Raw genomic sequence first — 16,282 nt, 5'->3', positions numbered from 1 at the left:
ATTCATTTTAAATAATCAGGAAGCAGGTAACCATCATACTGTGGATGGCTGAGAATATATTTTTTGAAATCGGCAGAGTGGTAGCCATCGATAATATCTTTGGCAAACTGCGCCTTCTGATTTTTACCGGCGACGGTCACGACATTAATAAAATGGCTGGTGGCAGCCTCCAGCTTTAATGCCGAAGTCAGGGACATACCGCTGGAGACGGCGAAATTGCCCTGAATCAGGCCATAGTCGACATCCGGCAGAGCGCGAACCTGCTGGGCATTATCCATCTCTTTAAGGACAATTTTGTACGGATTGTCAACGATATTGCGCTGCGAAAAAGTGGCGGGGTCGCTGTCCGGTTTGACCTTCACCCAGCCCAGACTCTGTAACACCAGCACCGCGCGATATTCGTTCGACGGCTGGTTCGGTACCGACACGACGGTCCCTGCCGCCGGAGTGCCCAGGGTGGTCAGTTTACCGCCGTACAGCCCCATCGGCGGCGTGGGGACCTGCACAATGCCCACGTTATCGATCCCCAGCCGCTCATTAATTGCTTTCAGATATACCGGATGCTGCATAATATTCGCTTCGATATCCCCGCGGGCTACTGCATCATTCACCTGAATACCGTCGCTGAAATCCTTATATTCGATTTTATACCCTTTACTCAATAAATAGGGCGCGACGCCTTTCTCAAATTGCTCTTTATACGGCCCGGGGTTAAAGCCGACGCGGATAAGGTGGTCTTCGGCGGCGGCATAAAAAGAGGTGGCCGACAACAGGGCGAGGGTCATCCCGAGCGCAACTGACTTGTTCATAAGGTATTTTCCTGGAAGGTTGACGATATTGAGCGATTAAATCACAGCCGACTGAGGGTTGTAAGCCAGAACGCCGGATTTCCTTTTGCTAATTCCTCATTAACTTTTGCTATATCGACATATCCTAAAAACAAGAATCCTTTGCGTATTTTGTTATTTAGCCAGGCGTAATAAATCCCTTAAAGATGACTAATTATTCGTGACTTAAACCGGGAGTGTTATGCCTGATTTTACTGCTTCACCGCTGGTGGATGCGCTGGAAGAGAATCTGTTCAGCCTGCTGGAAAAACTGGCCGCGGAGGTCAACACCGAAGCGCTGCCGCTGATCGATCTTTCCAGCGGCAGTCCGGATCAACCCACTCCGCCGGAAGTGATTGACTCGCTACAGAGCGCCATTCATCGTCGTGAAAACCATGGCTACCCGTCGTTCTGGGGCAAACCACAGGTCCGCGAGGCGATCGCCCAGTTCTATCGCCGGCAGTATGATGTGGAACTCGATCCGCACAGCGAAGTCGCCGTGTTTCAGGGTTCGCATATCGGCATTGGCGGCATCCCGCGGGCGCTGCTCAGCCCCGGGCAATATCTGATCTCCACCGATCCCTGCTATCCGATTTACCGCTCGGCGGCGCTGCAGTCCCAGGCCGCGTTTTATGGCCTGCCGCTCAGGGCGGAGAACCATTTCCTGCCGGATTTTAACGACCTCCCCCAGGAGGTGGCTGACAAGGCCGGGCTGGTGGTACTTAACTACCCGCATAATCCAACCGGCGCCCTCGCCACGCCGGCGCTGTTCGCCAGCGCTCTGCAATTTGCCCGTCGTCACCAGGTGCCGATCCTCCATGATTTTGCCTATGCGGCCATCGGCAGCGCGGCTGGCGATGCGCCGCTGAGCCTCTTCTCCCAGCCCGACGCGAAAGCGTGGGGAGTGGAAACCTATACCTTTTCCAAGACCTTTAATATGGCCGGCTGGCGCTTCGGCTTCGCGGTCGGCAACGCCTCGATTATCCGGGCGTTTAAAAAGCTGCATACCCATAGCTACAGCACGGTGTTTGGCGCGATTCAGGATGCGGCGATCGCTGCGCTCAACCTGCCGGCTGAGCGGATTGCGCAGTTGACGGCGGTCTATCATCAACGTCGGGAGTGGGTTCTGCGTCGACTGGCTGCGCTGCGCTGGCCGGCTCGTGCCGCACAAGGCACTTTCTTCCTCTGGCTCGGCGTGCCGCCCGGCTACCGTTCGCAGGAGTTTGCCCGCCTGCTGCTGCAGGAAGCGCATATTCTGGTGGCGCCGGGCACTGGTTTTGGCGAAGGGGGTGAAGGGTTTATTCGCATCAGCCTCACGGCAGGCGACGACGCGCTGAGCAACGCGCTGGACCGTCTCGCCCGGCTGGCGCTGTTTTAGTCCGCCGCCGGGAGAAGCGAACAAACGTAACCCTGGCCGCCGGGGGTTACTCCGCTGAGGAGTCCATCACCGACAGTACAATTTTGCCCTGCAGACGACCTTGCACCGCTCGCTCGTGCGCCCTCTGCGCCTGCGCAAGGGGGAAAACGCTGTCAATCGCAACCCGGATGACTCCGGCGTCCAGCAGGTCGGCAAGCCGAGCGAGCTGCGCGCCGCTGGAGCGCACCTGGGTGGTCGAGACCGTCACTCCGCGCTGTCGCGCCTCTTCCGCCCCGGCAAAGCCGAGCGGAAAGACCGGGTACAGCGCGCCGCCGGGCCGCAGGGTACGCAGAAAACGGCCGCTGGCCGGCCCGCCCGGCGCATCAATGACCAGATCCAGGTCACGCACCGCCTCCTCAACCGCTGTGGTCGTATAGTCGATAAAAGCATCGGCGCCGAGCTGACGTAAAAAGGCTTCATGGCGGCCCGCGGCGACGGCAATCACCTCGGCGCCCTGCCACTTCGCCAGCTGTACGGCGAAATGACCAACGCCGCCCGCCGCACCGTTGACCAGGACGCGTTTACCTGCCAGCGGCACCGGCCGATGCGGCCCCGGCTGCAGCGGATTCACCACCTCATGCCCGGGCTCGATCATGAACTGCCAGGCGGTGAGGAGTGACATCGGCACCGCGGCGGCCTGCTGATGGCTCAGGGTTAGGGGCTTGCGGGCCAGATCGCTGACCGGCACGCTAACGTACTCGGCGTAAGCGCGGCTGCCCCCTGCTGCCCCTTCGGGAAAACGCGCCATGGCGTACACTTCGTCGCCGACCGCCACCTCCCGGACGTCATCCGCCCGCGCCACCACCACCCCGGAGAGATCGGTCCCGAGGATCAAGGGAAAGCGGACCTCGGGCCGCCACTCCGGGGGCAGCTGTTGATAGCCATCGCGCAGATAGCTGTCCGGTGGGTTCACGCCCACCGCGTGCACCTGCACCAACACTTCGCCGGCCTGCAGCACCGGCAGTGGCGCATCCTCATAGTTCAGGACTTCCGGCCCGCCAAAGGCGTGCTGTTGAACGGCCTTCATCATCTGCGTCGACATCGCTTTCTCCTCATATGGAAATGCGTTATATTTAACGGAGCACTGTTCCGAATATATGGAGCAGTGCTCCGTTTGTCAAGGAACGCCAATGAGAGCTGATGCCAGAAAAAATTATGATCTGTTAATCGACGTGGCTCGGGACGTCTTTGTGGAGCAAGGCGCCGAGGCGTCGCTACGCGATATCGCCCGCCGGGCGGGCGTCGGAATGGGAACCCTTTACCGCCACTTTCCCAACCGCGACAGCCTGCTGGAAGCCCTGCTCCGCAGCCGCTTTGCGGCGCTAACCGCCCGGGCTGAGTCGCTTCTGCTCGCCGCCGATCCTGCCGCGGCGCTGCTGGAGTGGCTGGCCGAGAGCGTGGCGTTTACCCATCAGCATCGCGGGATCATCGCTCCGCTGATGAGCGCCATCGACGATCCTGAGTCCGCCCTGCACAGCGCCTGCGTTGCCCTGCGCGCCGCCGGTACGTCGCTGCTGACCCGCGCGCAGCAGGCCGGCCAGGCACGGCCAGATCTCAGCGGAGACGAACTGTTCGATCTGATTGCCGCGCTTGCCTGGCTGCGGGAGCAGCCGTCCCATGCCCCGCGCGCAGAGCGGATTTTTGCGGTGCTGGCCGACGCGATCCTGACTGCCGGCTAGCGGCGGCCAGCCACCGACGAGACAGCACGCCTCGAGAGTGACCGGTACGCCCGCCTTTAACGATTAAACGCCCAGTTGGCCCCGCTGGTCAGCGCCCGCTCGAAGGCGGGACGGCCAGGGCCGGACAGCCAGCCGGCGAAGGTGTGCAGCTGCGGGTGCAGCTGGCGCATGGCGTCGAGGTCGGCGTGCCCGGCCAGCCGCCCGTCGTCCACCAGCCCGGTCAGCTTGTGCAGAAAAGGGCTGGCGGCCAGCACCTCATCGGAAAATCGCGAATAGGGGATCGGCCGTCCCGCCGCCGCGGAGAATAACCCCTCCAGCTGACGGCCGGTCACGCTGTCGCTGGCGATCTCAAACGTCTTGCCGGCAAACCGCGCTGGCGCGGCAAAAACCGCCGCGACTAGATGGCCGATATCCTCCACCGCCAGCACCTGCATCCTCCCCTCCGGCAGCATAAAAAAGTGAAAATGACCTTCATCAAGGCCAAAACCGGGCATCACCAACAGCTCCATAAAGGTGGCGGGACGCACGATGGTCGCCACCAGCGGCAGGCGGCGGATATGCCGTTCAATCGCCGCTTTGGTGTCATAATGCGCTACGCCGGTGGGCATCTCCCCCACCGCGCTGCCGGAGCTGTACACCAGATGCTTCACCCCGCACTCGACGGCAAGATCGGCGATGGTTATCCCGTAGCGTACCTCCTGCTCATCGGTCACCGTCCCTCCCGGCGAACTGGGCTGGACGCTGAAGACGCCGTCGACCCCGGCCATTGCCGATCGCATTGCCGCCCGGTCGTCAAAGGTACCCACCACCAGCTCGGCTCCCCGTGCCGCCAGCGCGACGGCCCCGGCGGAGAAAGGATCCCTGACCAGCGCCCGAACCCGCCAGCCGCGGTGCAGCAGCGCCCGCGCCACCGAGCCGCCCTGCTGACCGGTCGCGCCAAAAACCAACACGCTTTGCGCATTATTCATCACTGTTTCCCCTTATCTGCAGCTTGTTGCCCGGCCTCTCGCCAGCGATAGTCACCTTGCTTAACCTCCTCCAGCCAGCCGCAGGAAGGCCCGGCAAAATGCCCGGTGAACCATTGAGCATGATGGCTGGCTCCCCACGCCATCATCTCCCGTCGGGAGGCTTCCGCCTGCCGGGGATCGCCGCAGAACGCTGAGTTCCACTGCGGATGGGCAAACTGGAGCGGAGAATGAAGGAGATCGCCGGAGAAACAGGCGTAATCATCTCCGGCGGCGAGGATCAACGCGGCATGGTCCGGACTGTGGCCGGGGGTGGGCACAAAGGCGATCCGCCCGCCGACTCGCGGCCGGGCCGCCACATCGACGGTTTCCAGCAGGCCGGCCTCGATCACCGGCAGCAGGCTGTCGAGCCACAGCGCCCGGTAGCGTTCGCTGTTTTTCACCCGCGTCAGCTCTTTTGCCGAGCACAGGTAGCGGGCGTTGGGGAACAGCGGCACCCAGCGATCGTCCTGCCAGACGGTATTCCATCCGACATGGTCGGTATGCAGGTGGGTCAGTAGCACCAGGGTCACGTCCTCCGGGTTCACTCCCGCGGCGCGGAGATTCTCCAGATACGGCGTGTTAAGTTGATGATAGAGCGGATTGCCGCCGCGCTCCCGACCGTTGCCGGTGGCGGTATCGATAACAATCAGATCGTGGGGAGTCTGCACCACCCAGCTGTGGATCGACAGCGCAATCGACTGAATAACGTTGTCCGCCTCCGCTACCGGGAACGCCTCTGGATAGAGCGCCGCCGGCTGCAGGGTCATCTCGCGCTCCGGCACTTTGAAAATCAGGCTATCGCCTGTCTGGTAAGTTTGCATCACACCCTCCGCGCGCATTGCGCTGGTTGATTTATCGGGGTGAGATTCACTATGCTGCCGGGATAACCCACATTCAAATTGATTATCATAATGAAGAAAATCATTGAAAATGATTTTAGCCGTATCGATCTGAATCTGTTGACGGTCTTGATGGTGCTGTACCGCGAAGCGAGCGTCACCCGCACCGCAGAGGTGTTGCACCTTGGCCAGCCGGCTATCAGCGGGGCGCTGAAGCGGCTGCGCGAGATGTTTGACGACCCGCTGTTCGTGCGCAGCGCCAGAGGCATGCTGCCGACGCCGCGGGCGCAAGCGCTGATGACCGACCTGCAGCCGCTGATGGAAAACCTGCATTCGGCGATGTTTGGCGCCGGGGAGTTCGTCCCGGCGCGCGTGCAGCAGCTTTTTCGCATCGGCCTCAGCGACTGGAGCGAACACTGGCTGATGCCCCAGCTGTTACCCGGGCTGATGCAGGAGGCGCCTGGGGTCTCACTGCAGTCGATAGCCGCCGACCCCTTCAAGGTTCGCCAGTTGCTGGAGGAGGAGCGCATTGATGTCGCGGTGTCTGTCAACAAACAGAGCCGCGGGGAGGTGGTCAGCGAGCCAGTGATGACCATGGGAGTCACCACCCTGTGGTCGCCGCAGCAGATCCCCTGTCGCGGGCCGCTGTCGGTGAGCGACTTTGTCGCCTGGGAACATGTGATGGTGGCCTATCGCGAAACCGGCCACGGTGAAATTGACCGCCAGCTCGCCAGCCAGGGACTCGCGCGGCGCGTGCGCTTTGCCACGCAGAATTTCTCCACCTTTCCCCTGCTGCTGACCACCCTGCCGCTGTTCGCCACCGTCCCGCAGGGGTTGGCGCAGCGCTGGCAGGCGCAGTACGCGTTGCGTGCAGACGCCCCGCCGGTAGCCTACCCGGAATTTACGCTGTGCATTTTGCGGCACAAACGCCGGGCGCAGGATCCGGCGCTGAACTGGCTGGTGACGAAGTTAAAACAGGCCATGCGCGGTCAATAACCGGGCCGATGCCCGGCATCAAGCCTCGCTGAGCGGGGGTTGCAGAACGCGCCTGCTCCAGTCATAAAACGCGCGCACCGCCGGCGGCAGATAGCGGTTTTGCGGATAGACCAGCGACAAGGGAAGATCAGAAGCGGCCTGCTCCAGACAGGCGACCAGCGCGCCGCTCTGCAGATAAGGTTGCGCCAGATAGCTGGCGACGCGGATCAGGCCCAGCCCCTGAACGCCGGCCTGGATATAGGCATCGGTATCGTCGACCACCAGCGTCTCCTGCATACGGATCGCGCAGTCGCCGTCATCGAGGGAGAAAAGCCAGTCGATGGTCCGCCCGGTACGGTGGTTCAGGTAGCCCACCGCCCGGTGGTGGTGCAGATCGTCGATGCTCTGCGGCCGGCCGTGGGCCGCGAGCCAGGCCGGCGAGGCGAGGACCATCCAGCGGTAGCGGGCCAGAGGACGCGCCACCAGGGTGGTGGAATCTTCGATTCGCCCGGTACGGATCACGCAGTCGAATCCCTCCTGAATAATATCTTCCACGTTGTCGCTTGAGCAGAGGATCAGCTCCAGGTCGGGATACTGCTGCAAAAACTCGCCGATCCTCGGCAGAATGCAGTGGCGGGCAAGGGATTGCGGCATCCCCACTTTGAATCGCCCGGCGGGCTGAGCCGAGCGCCCGGGAAAAGAGGCTTCCATCGCCGCCATCTCGGCCAGCAACCGTTTACACTCCTCGTAGTACCGGCGCCCCTCCGCCGTCACGCTGAGCTTGCGGGTGGTGCGCTGGAGAAGCTGCGCCCCAAGCCAGGCTTCCAGCTCCTTCACTACCCGCGACACCGTGGAGCGCGGCTGCCCGAGCACCTCCGCCGCACGGGCGAAGCTGTGGGCATCCACAACCGCAACATACAACTGCATGGCATCCAGTCTGTCCATTTCGTTCTCCCCCGGCAATTATTATCCCATTATAACGAACAGTCTAACCCGAAATCCTGTTCTTATCGAATGATGCCCGCCCCCCTACACTGAGCCTGTATCCAGTCGATACAGGGCTTAACTGAGCAAGGAGTCAAAATGAAAACTGATAATCTTAATCATGAGGAAAAGGTATTGGTGCTGGGAGCGGGACAACTGGGCGCCGCCGTTCTCGATGCGCTGGTGCCTGCGGTGATCCAGCGCCAGGGCACGGTCTCGGTTATCGTCTCGCCGGCGGCCTGGGATGAAACCGGCCAGCTGCGGTCGGCAAACCATCAGGCGCTGGCCGCCGCCGGGGCCACTTTTCTCGCCGTCGACATCGCCGGTGGATCCCAGGAGGCCCTGGCCGGGCAGTTTCGCGGATTCACCACCGTGATTAACTGCATGGGTTTTGTCGCCGGACCGGGGACACAGCTGAAAATCACCCGCGCGGTGCTGGCGGCCGGGGTACCCCGCTATTTTCCCTGGCAGTTTGGCGTCAATTACGATGTGGTCGGCAAAGGTAGCGGCCAGCCGGTCTGGGACGAGCAGTATGATGTCCGGACCCTGCTGCGCGCGCAGCAGGCCACGGAATGGGTCATTGTCTCCACCGGGATGTTTACCAGCTTTCTCTTCGAGCCAGACTTCGATGTGGTGAATTTATCCAACCGAACCCTTCACGCCCTTGGCAGCTGGGATACCCAGGTGACAGTCACTTCGCCGGCGGATATTGGCCGCCTGACCACGGCGATTTATCTGCATCAGCCGCGGATTGCCAACGAAGTGGTATTTGTTGCCGGCGAAACGACCTCTTACCGCCAGCTGGCGGATACCGTGGAGCGCGTAACACAGCAGACGTTCAGCAAAGCCGTCCACACCCTGCCCGCCCTGCTGGACCAGCTGCGGGCGGACCCGGAGAACACCATGCTGCGCTATCGCGCCGCCTTCGCCCGGGGCGACGGCATGTGGTGGCCGATGGAGGATACCTGGAATGCCCGGCATCATCTGCCGACCCAGAACGTTGCCGGCTGGCTGCAGGCCGCGCGCTGATTTTCTCTCACAGGACAGAATGAAGATGAACAAGTTGATTCCACTGATCGTATTGAGTTGTCTGCTGCCGCTGGCGGTCAACGCCAGGACCATCACCGCCACCGGCGATACTCTGGACCATGCGGAAGGCAAAATCCGCCAGCAGACCGCCCGCGAGGGCGCAACCGCCTATCGCATTACTGAAGCGCGAATGGGCAACAAAGTGCATATCACGGCGACCCTCGTGGACTAAAACCCCGGCGCCAGGCTCAGGGATGAGCTGCCGCCAGCCCGCGCGCCAGGTCAGGCGCTCATTTTTTCCCGCCGACGATCGCGGCCCGGCGGCGCGCCGTACAGGCGAGCGTATTCCCGGGTGAACTGCGACACGCTGATATAGCCCACCTCCCCGGCAGCCTGCGCAATGCTCATCCCTTCCGCCAGCATCAGGCGGCGGGCGTGGATCAGGCGCAACTGCTTCTGAAACTGCAGTGGCGACAGCGTGGTCATGGCGCGGAAATGACGGTGAAAGACAGAGACGCTCATCCCGGCGGCATCGGCCAGCGCGTCGACGCTGACTGGCTGCATAAAATCCCGGCGCAGCATCGCCACCGCCCGGCGGATCCGCGCTGAATGGCTGTCTACGGCGCCCAGCGCCCGAATGGCCGGCCCGTGGACACTCTGCAACAGCCAGTAATGCAGCTCCCGCCGCAGACCTTCCCCCAGCACCGCCAGCGCCCCCGGTTGATCAAACAGTCTTGCCAGCCGGTAAGCGGCGTCCGTCACATCGGCATTCATCGGTTCGATACCGACGCGGGGCGCCTCATCCGGCCCTGACGGCCCGGCCTCCTGCAGCTCGCGCAGGATAGCCAGGTCCAGCTCCAGCACCAGCGCGTAATAGGGAAAACGCTGACTGGCCTCGGTGATCTGGCTGGTGGTGGGGACATCCGCGGCAATCACCATCGCCTCGCCCGGGCCATAGTCAAAGCTCGCCAGGCCGGTGGTCACGCTCTTGCGCCCCTGAAGCAGCATGGCCACCAGCGGCCTGGCGATAGCCGCCTGTAGATCGCCAGGATGCAGGGCCCGCACCAGGGTGATGCCGGGAACCGGGGTAACCGCCACCCCGCTGCTATCGACATGAGCATCGGCAAACCGGCGGCAGAGATCGAACAGGGCGTCGCGCATAAGTTCCTTTCAGGCAAGTTTTAAAGCCTGAGTATGCGCTATTTCCCGGGAAAAGGGAGTGAACGGAGAGAAATGGGCAAAAAATAACAAGGATTGGGCAACCCGGCCTGACGCGCGGCCCCTATTGTAGAGCCTCCACATACCAGAGAGGACCGAACATGACTAAGATTGCACTTATTACCGGCGCCAACCGCGGCCTTGGCCGTCAGACTGCACTGGATATCGCCCGCCAGGGTGGGGATGTCATCGTCACCTACCGCGGCAATCTCGAACAGGCGGAAGAGGTGGTCGCCGACATCCGCGCCCTGGGGCGCAAGGCCATCGCCCTGCCGCTGGATATGGCGCAAACCGCCAGCTTCCCGGCCTTCGCCGACAGCCTGAGCGCTGCGCTGGCCAGCGTCTGGGGGCGGGACACCCTCGACCATCTGATCAATAACGCCGGACACGGCGAATTTGCCTCGCTGGCCGAAACGCGCGAAGCGCAGTTCGACGGGCTGTTTAACGTCCACGTTAAGGGGGTATTTTTCCTCGTACAAACCCTGCTGCCGCTGCTGGCGGACGGCGGACGGATCGTTAACTTTTCTTCCGGGCTGACCCGCGTCTCCTATCCTGGCTTCTCCGCCTACGCCGCGGCCAAAGCGGCTGTGGAGATGCTGAGCGTGTATATGGCCCGCGAGCTGGGCGGGCGCGGCATCACCGTCAATACCATCGCCCCCGGGGCTATCGCCACCGATTTTGGCGGCGGGCTGGTGCGGGACGACGCAGGGGTTAACGCGCAGTTTGCCGCCATGACGGCGCTGGGACGGGTGGGCGTTCCTGAGGATATTGGGCCGATGATCGCCAGCCTGCTGCGCGACGATAACCGCTGGGTGACCGCCCAGCGGATCGAGGTGTCGGGCGGACAAACCATCTGACGACTCAGGCTGGCAGGATGCGCTCCAGCGCCAGGCCTGCCAGCCGCACGGTCTCCAGAAGACGCGGCAGGCTATCCCCTTCCCGCGCTTTCGCCGACAGGCCAAGCATCAGCGTATCCATATAGTCAGTCACCCGCAGCGCGTCCTGCGGGTGATGGCGGGCGATATACTGCTGGATTTTGGCTCTTGCCGCGGCATGCCATTCGCCTGCCGCCCCCCGGGCGTCGGCATCCTGGCAATGACCCCCCTCCAGCACCAGACAGCCGGCGGCGGCCGGATCGGCCACATAGCGGCGAGCCGCCTCCTGCAGCACGGCGATGAGCGACACCGCCACCGGCTGGTCGTCTCGCAGCAGGGCGTCGATGGGAATGGCCCCGGTCTGACTGTAGCGCTGCAGGACGCGGGTATACAGCCCGAGCTTGCTGCCGAAAGCGGCATAAAAACTCGGGGGGTTGATACCGAAAGCCTGGGTCAGATCGGCCACGCTCACCGCGTCGTAGCCTCGCGCGTGAAAGAGGCGTTGCGCCGTTTCAATGGCCTGTTCCGCATCAAACTGGCGAGGACGTCCCGGAGTACGCCCTGGTTTTGTAGTGGTCACTATATTAATCCTTGACAGCCTGTTTTGCCGCAGCATATTGTAATCATCACTACAATATCATGAGGTGCGGGATATGACAGCGTTTCACAACAAATCAGTGCTGGTTTTAGGCGGGAGTCGGGGAATTGGCGCGGCGATCGTCAGGCGTTTTGTCGCCGATGGCGCATCGGTGGTGTTTAGCTATTCCGGTTCGCTGGAAGCGGCCGAGCGGCTGGCGGCGGAGACCGGCAGCACGGCGGTGCAGGCGGACAGCGCCGATCGCGATGCGGTGATAAGCCTGGTCCGCGACAGCGGCCCGCTGGACGTGTTAGTGGTCAATGCCGGGATCGCGATTTTCGGCGATGCCCTCGAGCAGGACAGCGATGCCATCGATCGCCTGTTCCGCATCAATATTCATGCCCCCTACCATGCCTCCGTGGAAGCGGCGCGCCGGATGCCGGAAGGCGGACGCATTATTGTCATCGGTTCAGTCAATGGCGATCGCATGCCGGTGCCGGGAATGGCGGCCTATGCGGTCAGCAAATCGGCCCTGCAGGGGCTGGCGCGTGGCCTGGCGCGGGATTTTGGCCCGCGCGGCATCACGGTCAACGTCGTCCAGCCCGGCCCTGTTGATACCGACGCCAACCCGGAGAACGGTCCGATGAAAGAGCTGATGCACAGCTTTATGGCCATTAAGCGCCACGGCCGCCCGGAAGAGGTGGCGGGAATGGTGGCGTGGCTGGCCGGTCCGGAGGCGTCGTTTGTCACGGGCGCCATGCACACCATCGACGGAGCGTTTGGCGCCTGATATCCCCGGGCGGCGATGCGCGCTTTGCACCGCCGCCGCGGGAACGTCATCCCCTGTCAGGGATCTTCAGGCCAGGCTGTCGACCGCCATAAAAAAGCGATCTTCGGTAAGCATAAGCCGCGCTTGCGGGGACTGGTGCGCCTTGCGGATCATCCAGCCATCCTCCGGGGCCAGGCTAAGATAAAACACCTCCCGGGAGCCCGTACCGCCGGGTGTCTCGAGACTCAGCGTCACGATCCCCTTTTCCACGCCATCCAACAGCTGCTGCGGCACGATATTGACGCTGCGCTCGCCGTTTTGCAGACGAATGGCCGGGATATCGTAGCGGCAGATGCCGTTGTTGAGGCTGTAGCCAAGGGTACTCAGGTCCTGGAGATGGCGGGTCGACATCACCACCTCAATACCGGTTCCATCAAACCACTGACTTATCTGCTGAGCCAGCGCCGCCATCTGCTGACGAAACCTGGCGATATCCGCGGCGACCGACCCGTCGAGGGCCGCTGTCCGCTGCGGATTTTGCTGTTGCTGCAGTTTCTTAAAAAAACGTTCCCTCGCTGTCACGTTATCTCCCTGTGCTGTGGTGAAGATGGTATCGCCCGTTCGCTGGTTACGAAGATTGGGGGCGAACTGGCGCGATAGCCCCGCCACAAATGTTTGTTTTTGACGTTACTTCGCCGCTTCAGGCCTGAGCCGTAGCTGGTTGTGTTCGGCGGTAAAAATGCGCGGCTTGTCCGGATCCAATTCCTCACGCCCCAGCACCTGCTTCCAGGTATTTCTTTCTATGTCCGGATGGCGGAACAGGCCGACAACCGCCACGAACGTCGCCTCCGCTTTCAGCGGCATATTCAGACTGGCATCCCCTCCGGGACTGATCACCACATCGCGACTGGCGAGGAGATCGGCGGCGAGCAGAATATCCCCCTCCTCCAGCAGCTGCTGGTAAACCAGCCGGTCAAAGGTCTGGCGATCTTTAAGCTGATAGATGCGCACCACCACCGGTTCAGAGAGCGTGTGATTCTCTCTGCCATCGGTGTTGAGCGCTTCGCGCGCGGTAAAGTCCAGATGCAGCGTATTAATTTTCTTATAAAAAACGGCGTTGAAGGCAGTTTTGGTCCCCTCCGAGACGCGCTGGGTGAGCCCGCACCCGCTCAGACAAAGCGCAAGCAGGGGCAGCAGGCAGGCGGTTTTAGTCAAACTTGTACGTAACACGTCGGTTTCCTTGTAGAAAGGTGGCAGGCTGCAGGCCCGTATAGGTACCCAGCTCGGTGGTAAAGGTCTGAGGAATATCGTCCTGACTCTCGCCCTCCCCCACACCCAGCACGCCGTTCATACCGAGCCAGAACGGCTCGTCCCCCAGCGGCGGGACAGCCAGCAGTCGGGTCGGCGCGGTCAGGGTGATGTTGGCCCGGAATCGCCAGCCGAGGTATACCCGCAGCAGGATGAGAAAGTCCCGAAACAGGGGGCCGTCAGGCTTCCAGCCCTGCACCTCCGCGGGATTGTCGGTGGTAAGGGCGACGAGGAGCTGGCTGCTGGCATCCATCGCTTCGTCACCCAGCGGCATATTGCCGTCCAGTAAGAAGTCGTCATCGCCGTAAAAACCCAGCGGCTGGCTGATCGCCACCGGACGCAGGCTGTACGGGCTCACCCTGACAGTGGTCTCCGGGGCCAGCAGGGTGACCAGCGCCTGGATCCCTTGCTGGGTTTTGCCAGGCTGACGCAGCACGCCAGTTAGCGCCAGAAAGCGCGACGCCGGCGAGGCGATATGCTGCGTCGTGCCGGGGATGCCCAGCCCCGCCAGGCCCAGCAGCGACTGCGAGAGACGATCGGTGCCGCCGGGCTCAAAGGTGGCGGGCCAGGAGTATTTCCGCCAGATGCGGTAAAACTGCGTCATGATCCGGTGGCTGAAGATATCCAGTAAGCCCTGCAGCGCTTCATGCCCTTCCCTGCGCTGGGCGATATCATCGAGATATGCCGTCGGGAGCGGCGAATCGACACCGTACAACCCCATAAAGGTGGTGCGAATGACCGGCGGCCTGCTGTCATCGGCCTCATCGTATTCCACATCTTTCAGTTCGCTGGCCGGAAACCCCATCCCCGGATGCGGGTAAAAACGCACCGGATCGTCTGCCGGATGGCTGGTCGCCCCCATCAGCGGTTGGCCGGGACGCCGCTTTTCCAGAAGCTGGCAGAATCGGTAAAAATTGATCCGCGGCAGATCGACCTCCAGCCGCGGGGTCAGCCGGGAATGCGGCGGCTGTGCTTCTCTTCCCATTCCAGTCGTTCTCCGGTTGGTTGCAGAATGATAATCAGGCGGTTGAACAAGTAGATGTCGGTGTAGAGCGCGAAGAAGCGGCTAAGCATCTCGCCAAACAGGCATATGTCGCCTCGTCCGGCAAAGCCGTGACTGTCGAGGGTGACTTCAATCTGCACGCCGCGCACCAGATGGCCCTGCGCAAAGCGCTCTGTTGCGCAGTGCTTCACGTCGAGGATGGCTTCCAGACGCCGACGATTCATCTCGCTGTCGGTCCATTCATACAGCGCCAGGGTGCCGCGCAGGACTTCAGCGTTATCCATCAGGGAAAGAAAACTGCTGCCCAGATGGCTCAGCACCCGCCAGTGAAAACGGTCCTGGGCCGGGGGATAGCACGGCAGCGTTGGTGCGCAGAGGTTACGCACCGCAACGCTGGCGGAAGTGGTTTTCATCACCGTATCAAGCACGGTGCTCTGCAGCGCGCGACGCGGCAGCTGGCCGTTAGTTCCGGTGAGGGTCAGCGACAGGCTTTCATCTTCCGGTACGGTATGATTATCGAAGGCTTCTCCGCCGACGATAAGCCAGGTGTTGTAAAGCCCGGAGGGGCCACGGCGCACCCGGGTATGATAGTAATATTCCGCCGCGTCATGACGCATCATGCCGCCTTTGTGGCGAAAACTTGAGAACGGCGCGTAAACCTGCTGGTGCGAGGAGATCACGGAATCGACGGTGTAAATTTCGGTGTGGCCGTCCTGCACGCGCATCGGGCGCAGCGGGTATTCCGTCTGCAGGGAGTTGATGGTCAGCGGATCCGACTCCAGCGGAAACAGGTTGATCACTGGCACGCAGTGCAGGCGCAGCTGCTTTTCGCTGAAGCGGAAGTCATGTTCCCAGCGTTCCGCCAGCACGATGTCGATTTCAAACCACGCCAGTCCGGCCGGTAAATCCACTGTCTCCAGTCCGCGCAGGTCGATGAACATGAACTTTTCGCGGAAGGTAAAATACTCCAGCAGCAGCTGATAACCGCGAAAACTGCGGCCATCTTCAGGCCAGAGGCCGTCATCCTCGCCAAATCCCAGCGCGCTGAAATACCCGTCCAGCGGCCTTCTATCCACCTCATCGGGCATGCGCAGCCACATCCGGGCCACATTGAGGGTAAAGGCCTCGTGCATGGCGCAGGCCAGCGGCGCATCGGCGTTGCAATAGAGCGGGATATGACTGAGATCGACCCGGCTCCAGTCCGTCAGCTGGCTGCAGTTAAAGCGCAGCGTGATCACCGACCGGCCATCCGTATCGGTGGCCAGCTGGACGCGCTCAAGGGATAACGGCTGCAGAGCGATCGCTTTGGTGATGGTGTACCGGCAGCGCGTGCCCTTTTCACCGATCGGCCGGGAAAGCACTTCAAAACCTTTGCCCATCGTCATCGGCTCTTTCATTTCCGGCCAGTCGGGGGTGAATTCCACGACCGACATCGAGGGAATGGTACGTAAATAATGTGGCCACAGCAGACTGACCACGCCTTCGGTCAGCTCAGGCAGATCGTCATCGAGCTTCTCGCGCATGCGGCCCATCAGGAAGGCAAAACCTTCAAACAGGCGCTCAACAAAGGGGTCGCGGGCGCCTGCTTTGTCGAGATTGAGCATTGCCGCCTGCTCAGGATGAGCACGGGCAAACTCTTCACCCGCTTCCAGCAGGTAGCGCATTTCAGCGTCGTAATAACGCAGAGTTAAATCGTCCATAAATCACCAGAATGAGTAATAGCATTCAGATATGCAGAGAACAGCAAGTGCAGGGAGTGCAATGTGAATGATGCG

At 61.8% G+C, this 16,282-nt stretch carries 17 protein-coding genes and 1 pseudogene; 7 read left to right on the top strand and 11 right to left on the bottom strand.

Annotation, left to right across the window (positions count from 1 at the left end):
* Positions 1–2 precede the first annotated feature (2 nt).
* Complete coding sequence (locus tag CWM54_RS03530; protein WP_100630877.1) at positions 3–809, bottom strand: MetQ/NlpA family ABC transporter substrate-binding protein; 807 nt, start codon at positions 807–809, stop codon at positions 3–5.
* Between the two features lie 220 nt (positions 810–1,029).
* On the opposite strand from CWM54_RS03530, the gene CWM54_RS03525 reads away from it, so the two are divergent.
* Positions 1,030–2,205, top strand: coding sequence for an aminotransferase class I/II-fold pyridoxal phosphate-dependent enzyme (locus tag CWM54_RS03525; RefSeq protein WP_100630878.1), 1,176 nt, complete (start codon positions 1,030–1,032; stop codon positions 2,203–2,205).
* 46 nt (positions 2,206–2,251) lie between these two features.
* Here the strand turns inward: CWM54_RS03525 and CWM54_RS03520 are convergent, their stop codons facing one another.
* Positions 2,252–3,286 (bottom strand): NADP-dependent oxidoreductase, encoded by a 1,035-nt coding sequence (locus CWM54_RS03520; RefSeq protein ID WP_100695995.1) that lies wholly within the window; start codon positions 3,284–3,286, stop codon positions 2,252–2,254.
* 88 nt (positions 3,287–3,374) lie between these two features.
* On the opposite strand from CWM54_RS03520, the gene CWM54_RS03515 reads away from it, so the two are divergent.
* Positions 3,375–3,923 carry a TetR/AcrR family transcriptional regulator gene (locus CWM54_RS03515; protein WP_100695993.1) on the top strand — a complete coding sequence of 183 codons (549 nt, stop codon included), beginning with the start codon at positions 3,375–3,377 and terminating at the stop codon, positions 3,921–3,923.
* A 56-nt stretch (positions 3,924–3,979) separates the two neighbouring features.
* Here the strand turns inward: CWM54_RS03515 and CWM54_RS03510 are convergent, their stop codons facing one another.
* Together CWM54_RS03510 and CWM54_RS03505 are read right to left on the bottom strand one after the other, a co-directional pair.
* Entirely contained in the window at positions 3,980–4,891 is a 912-nt protein-coding gene (locus CWM54_RS03510; protein ID WP_100695991.1) for an NmrA/HSCARG family protein, read from the bottom strand.
* Positions 4,884–5,754, bottom strand: a pseudogene (locus CWM54_RS03505) (MBL fold metallo-hydrolase). Before CWM54_RS03505 ends, CWM54_RS03510 begins: the two are co-directional and overlap by 8 nt.
* An 87-nt stretch (positions 5,755–5,841) precedes the next feature.
* On the opposite strand from CWM54_RS03505, the gene CWM54_RS03500 reads away from it, so the two are divergent.
* The gene (locus CWM54_RS03500) at positions 5,842–6,765 is read left to right on the top strand and encodes a LysR family transcriptional regulator (protein ID WP_100695987.1); all 924 of its coding nucleotides are present in this window, start codon (positions 5,842–5,844) and stop codon (positions 6,763–6,765) included.
* 18 nt (positions 6,766–6,783) lie between these two features.
* On the opposite strand, the gene CWM54_RS03495 is transcribed toward CWM54_RS03500, so the two are convergent.
* On the bottom strand, positions 6,784–7,689 hold the full coding sequence (locus CWM54_RS03495) for a LysR family transcriptional regulator (protein ID WP_100695985.1): 906 nt from the start codon (positions 7,687–7,689) through the stop codon (positions 6,784–6,786).
* Between the two features lie 138 nt (positions 7,690–7,827).
* On the opposite strand from CWM54_RS03495, the gene CWM54_RS03490 reads away from it, so the two are divergent.
* Together CWM54_RS03490 and CWM54_RS03485 are read left to right on the top strand one after the other, a co-directional pair.
* Positions 7,828–8,757: an aromatic alcohol reductase gene (locus CWM54_RS03490; RefSeq protein ID WP_100695983.1), complete on the top strand. Its 930-nt coding sequence runs from the start codon at positions 7,828–7,830 to the stop codon at positions 8,755–8,757.
* A 25-nt stretch (positions 8,758–8,782) separates the two neighbouring features.
* The gene (locus CWM54_RS03485; RefSeq protein WP_100696889.1) at positions 8,783–8,989 is read left to right on the top strand and encodes a DUF1471 domain-containing protein; all 207 of its coding nucleotides are present in this window, start codon (positions 8,783–8,785) and stop codon (positions 8,987–8,989) included.
* Positions 8,990–9,039: 50 nt separating this feature from the next.
* On the opposite strand, the gene CWM54_RS03480 is transcribed toward CWM54_RS03485, so the two are convergent.
* Positions 9,040–9,918: an AraC family transcriptional regulator gene (locus CWM54_RS03480; protein ID WP_004151595.1), complete on the bottom strand. Its 879-nt coding sequence runs from the start codon at positions 9,916–9,918 to the stop codon at positions 9,040–9,042.
* Between the two features lie 158 nt (positions 9,919–10,076).
* Between CWM54_RS03480 and CWM54_RS03475 the strand changes: the two genes are divergently transcribed.
* On the top strand, positions 10,077–10,832 hold the full coding sequence (locus tag CWM54_RS03475) for an SDR family NAD(P)-dependent oxidoreductase (protein WP_100695981.1): 756 nt from the start codon (positions 10,077–10,079) through the stop codon (positions 10,830–10,832).
* Between the two features lie 4 nt (positions 10,833–10,836).
* Here the strand turns inward: CWM54_RS03475 and CWM54_RS03470 are convergent, their stop codons facing one another.
* Positions 10,837–11,430, bottom strand: coding sequence for a TetR/AcrR family transcriptional regulator (locus CWM54_RS03470; protein ID WP_100695979.1), 594 nt, complete (start codon positions 11,428–11,430; stop codon positions 10,837–10,839).
* 73 nt (positions 11,431–11,503) lie between these two features.
* Between CWM54_RS03470 and bdcA the strand changes: the two genes are divergently transcribed.
* Complete coding sequence (gene bdcA / locus CWM54_RS03465) at positions 11,504–12,217, top strand: SDR family oxidoreductase (protein WP_100695977.1); 714 nt, start codon at positions 11,504–11,506, stop codon at positions 12,215–12,217.
* A 66-nt stretch (positions 12,218–12,283) separates the two neighbouring features.
* Here the strand turns inward: bdcA and CWM54_RS03460 are convergent, their stop codons facing one another.
* The 4 genes from CWM54_RS03460 to tssF form a co-directional block, all read right to left on the bottom strand.
* Positions 12,284–12,778 (bottom strand): hypothetical protein, encoded by a 495-nt coding sequence (locus CWM54_RS03460; RefSeq protein WP_100695975.1) that lies wholly within the window; start codon positions 12,776–12,778, stop codon positions 12,284–12,286.
* A 105-nt stretch (positions 12,779–12,883) separates the two neighbouring features.
* Positions 12,884–13,426 (bottom strand): type VI secretion system lipoprotein TssJ, encoded by a 543-nt coding sequence (gene tssJ / locus CWM54_RS03455; protein WP_100695973.1) that lies wholly within the window; start codon positions 13,424–13,426, stop codon positions 12,884–12,886.
* On the bottom strand, positions 13,404–14,489 hold the full coding sequence (gene tssG, locus CWM54_RS03450; RefSeq protein WP_100695971.1) for a type VI secretion system baseplate subunit TssG: 1,086 nt from the start codon (positions 14,487–14,489) through the stop codon (positions 13,404–13,406). Before tssG ends, tssJ begins: the two co-directional genes overlap by 23 nt.
* The gene (gene tssF, locus CWM54_RS03445; protein WP_100695969.1) at positions 14,453–16,207 is read right to left on the bottom strand and encodes a type VI secretion system baseplate subunit TssF; all 1,755 of its coding nucleotides are present in this window, start codon (positions 16,205–16,207) and stop codon (positions 14,453–14,455) included. Before tssF ends, tssG begins: the two co-directional genes overlap by 37 nt.
* Positions 16,208–16,282: the final 75 nt, after the last annotated feature.

This window comes from Klebsiella sp. D-Nf1, assembly GCF_002810515.1.
In the GTDB taxonomy this organism is placed as follows: Bacteria; Pseudomonadota; Gammaproteobacteria; order Enterobacterales; family Enterobacteriaceae; genus Klebsiella; species Klebsiella variicola.
This window is presented reverse-complemented; position numbering and strand designations above follow the sequence as displayed.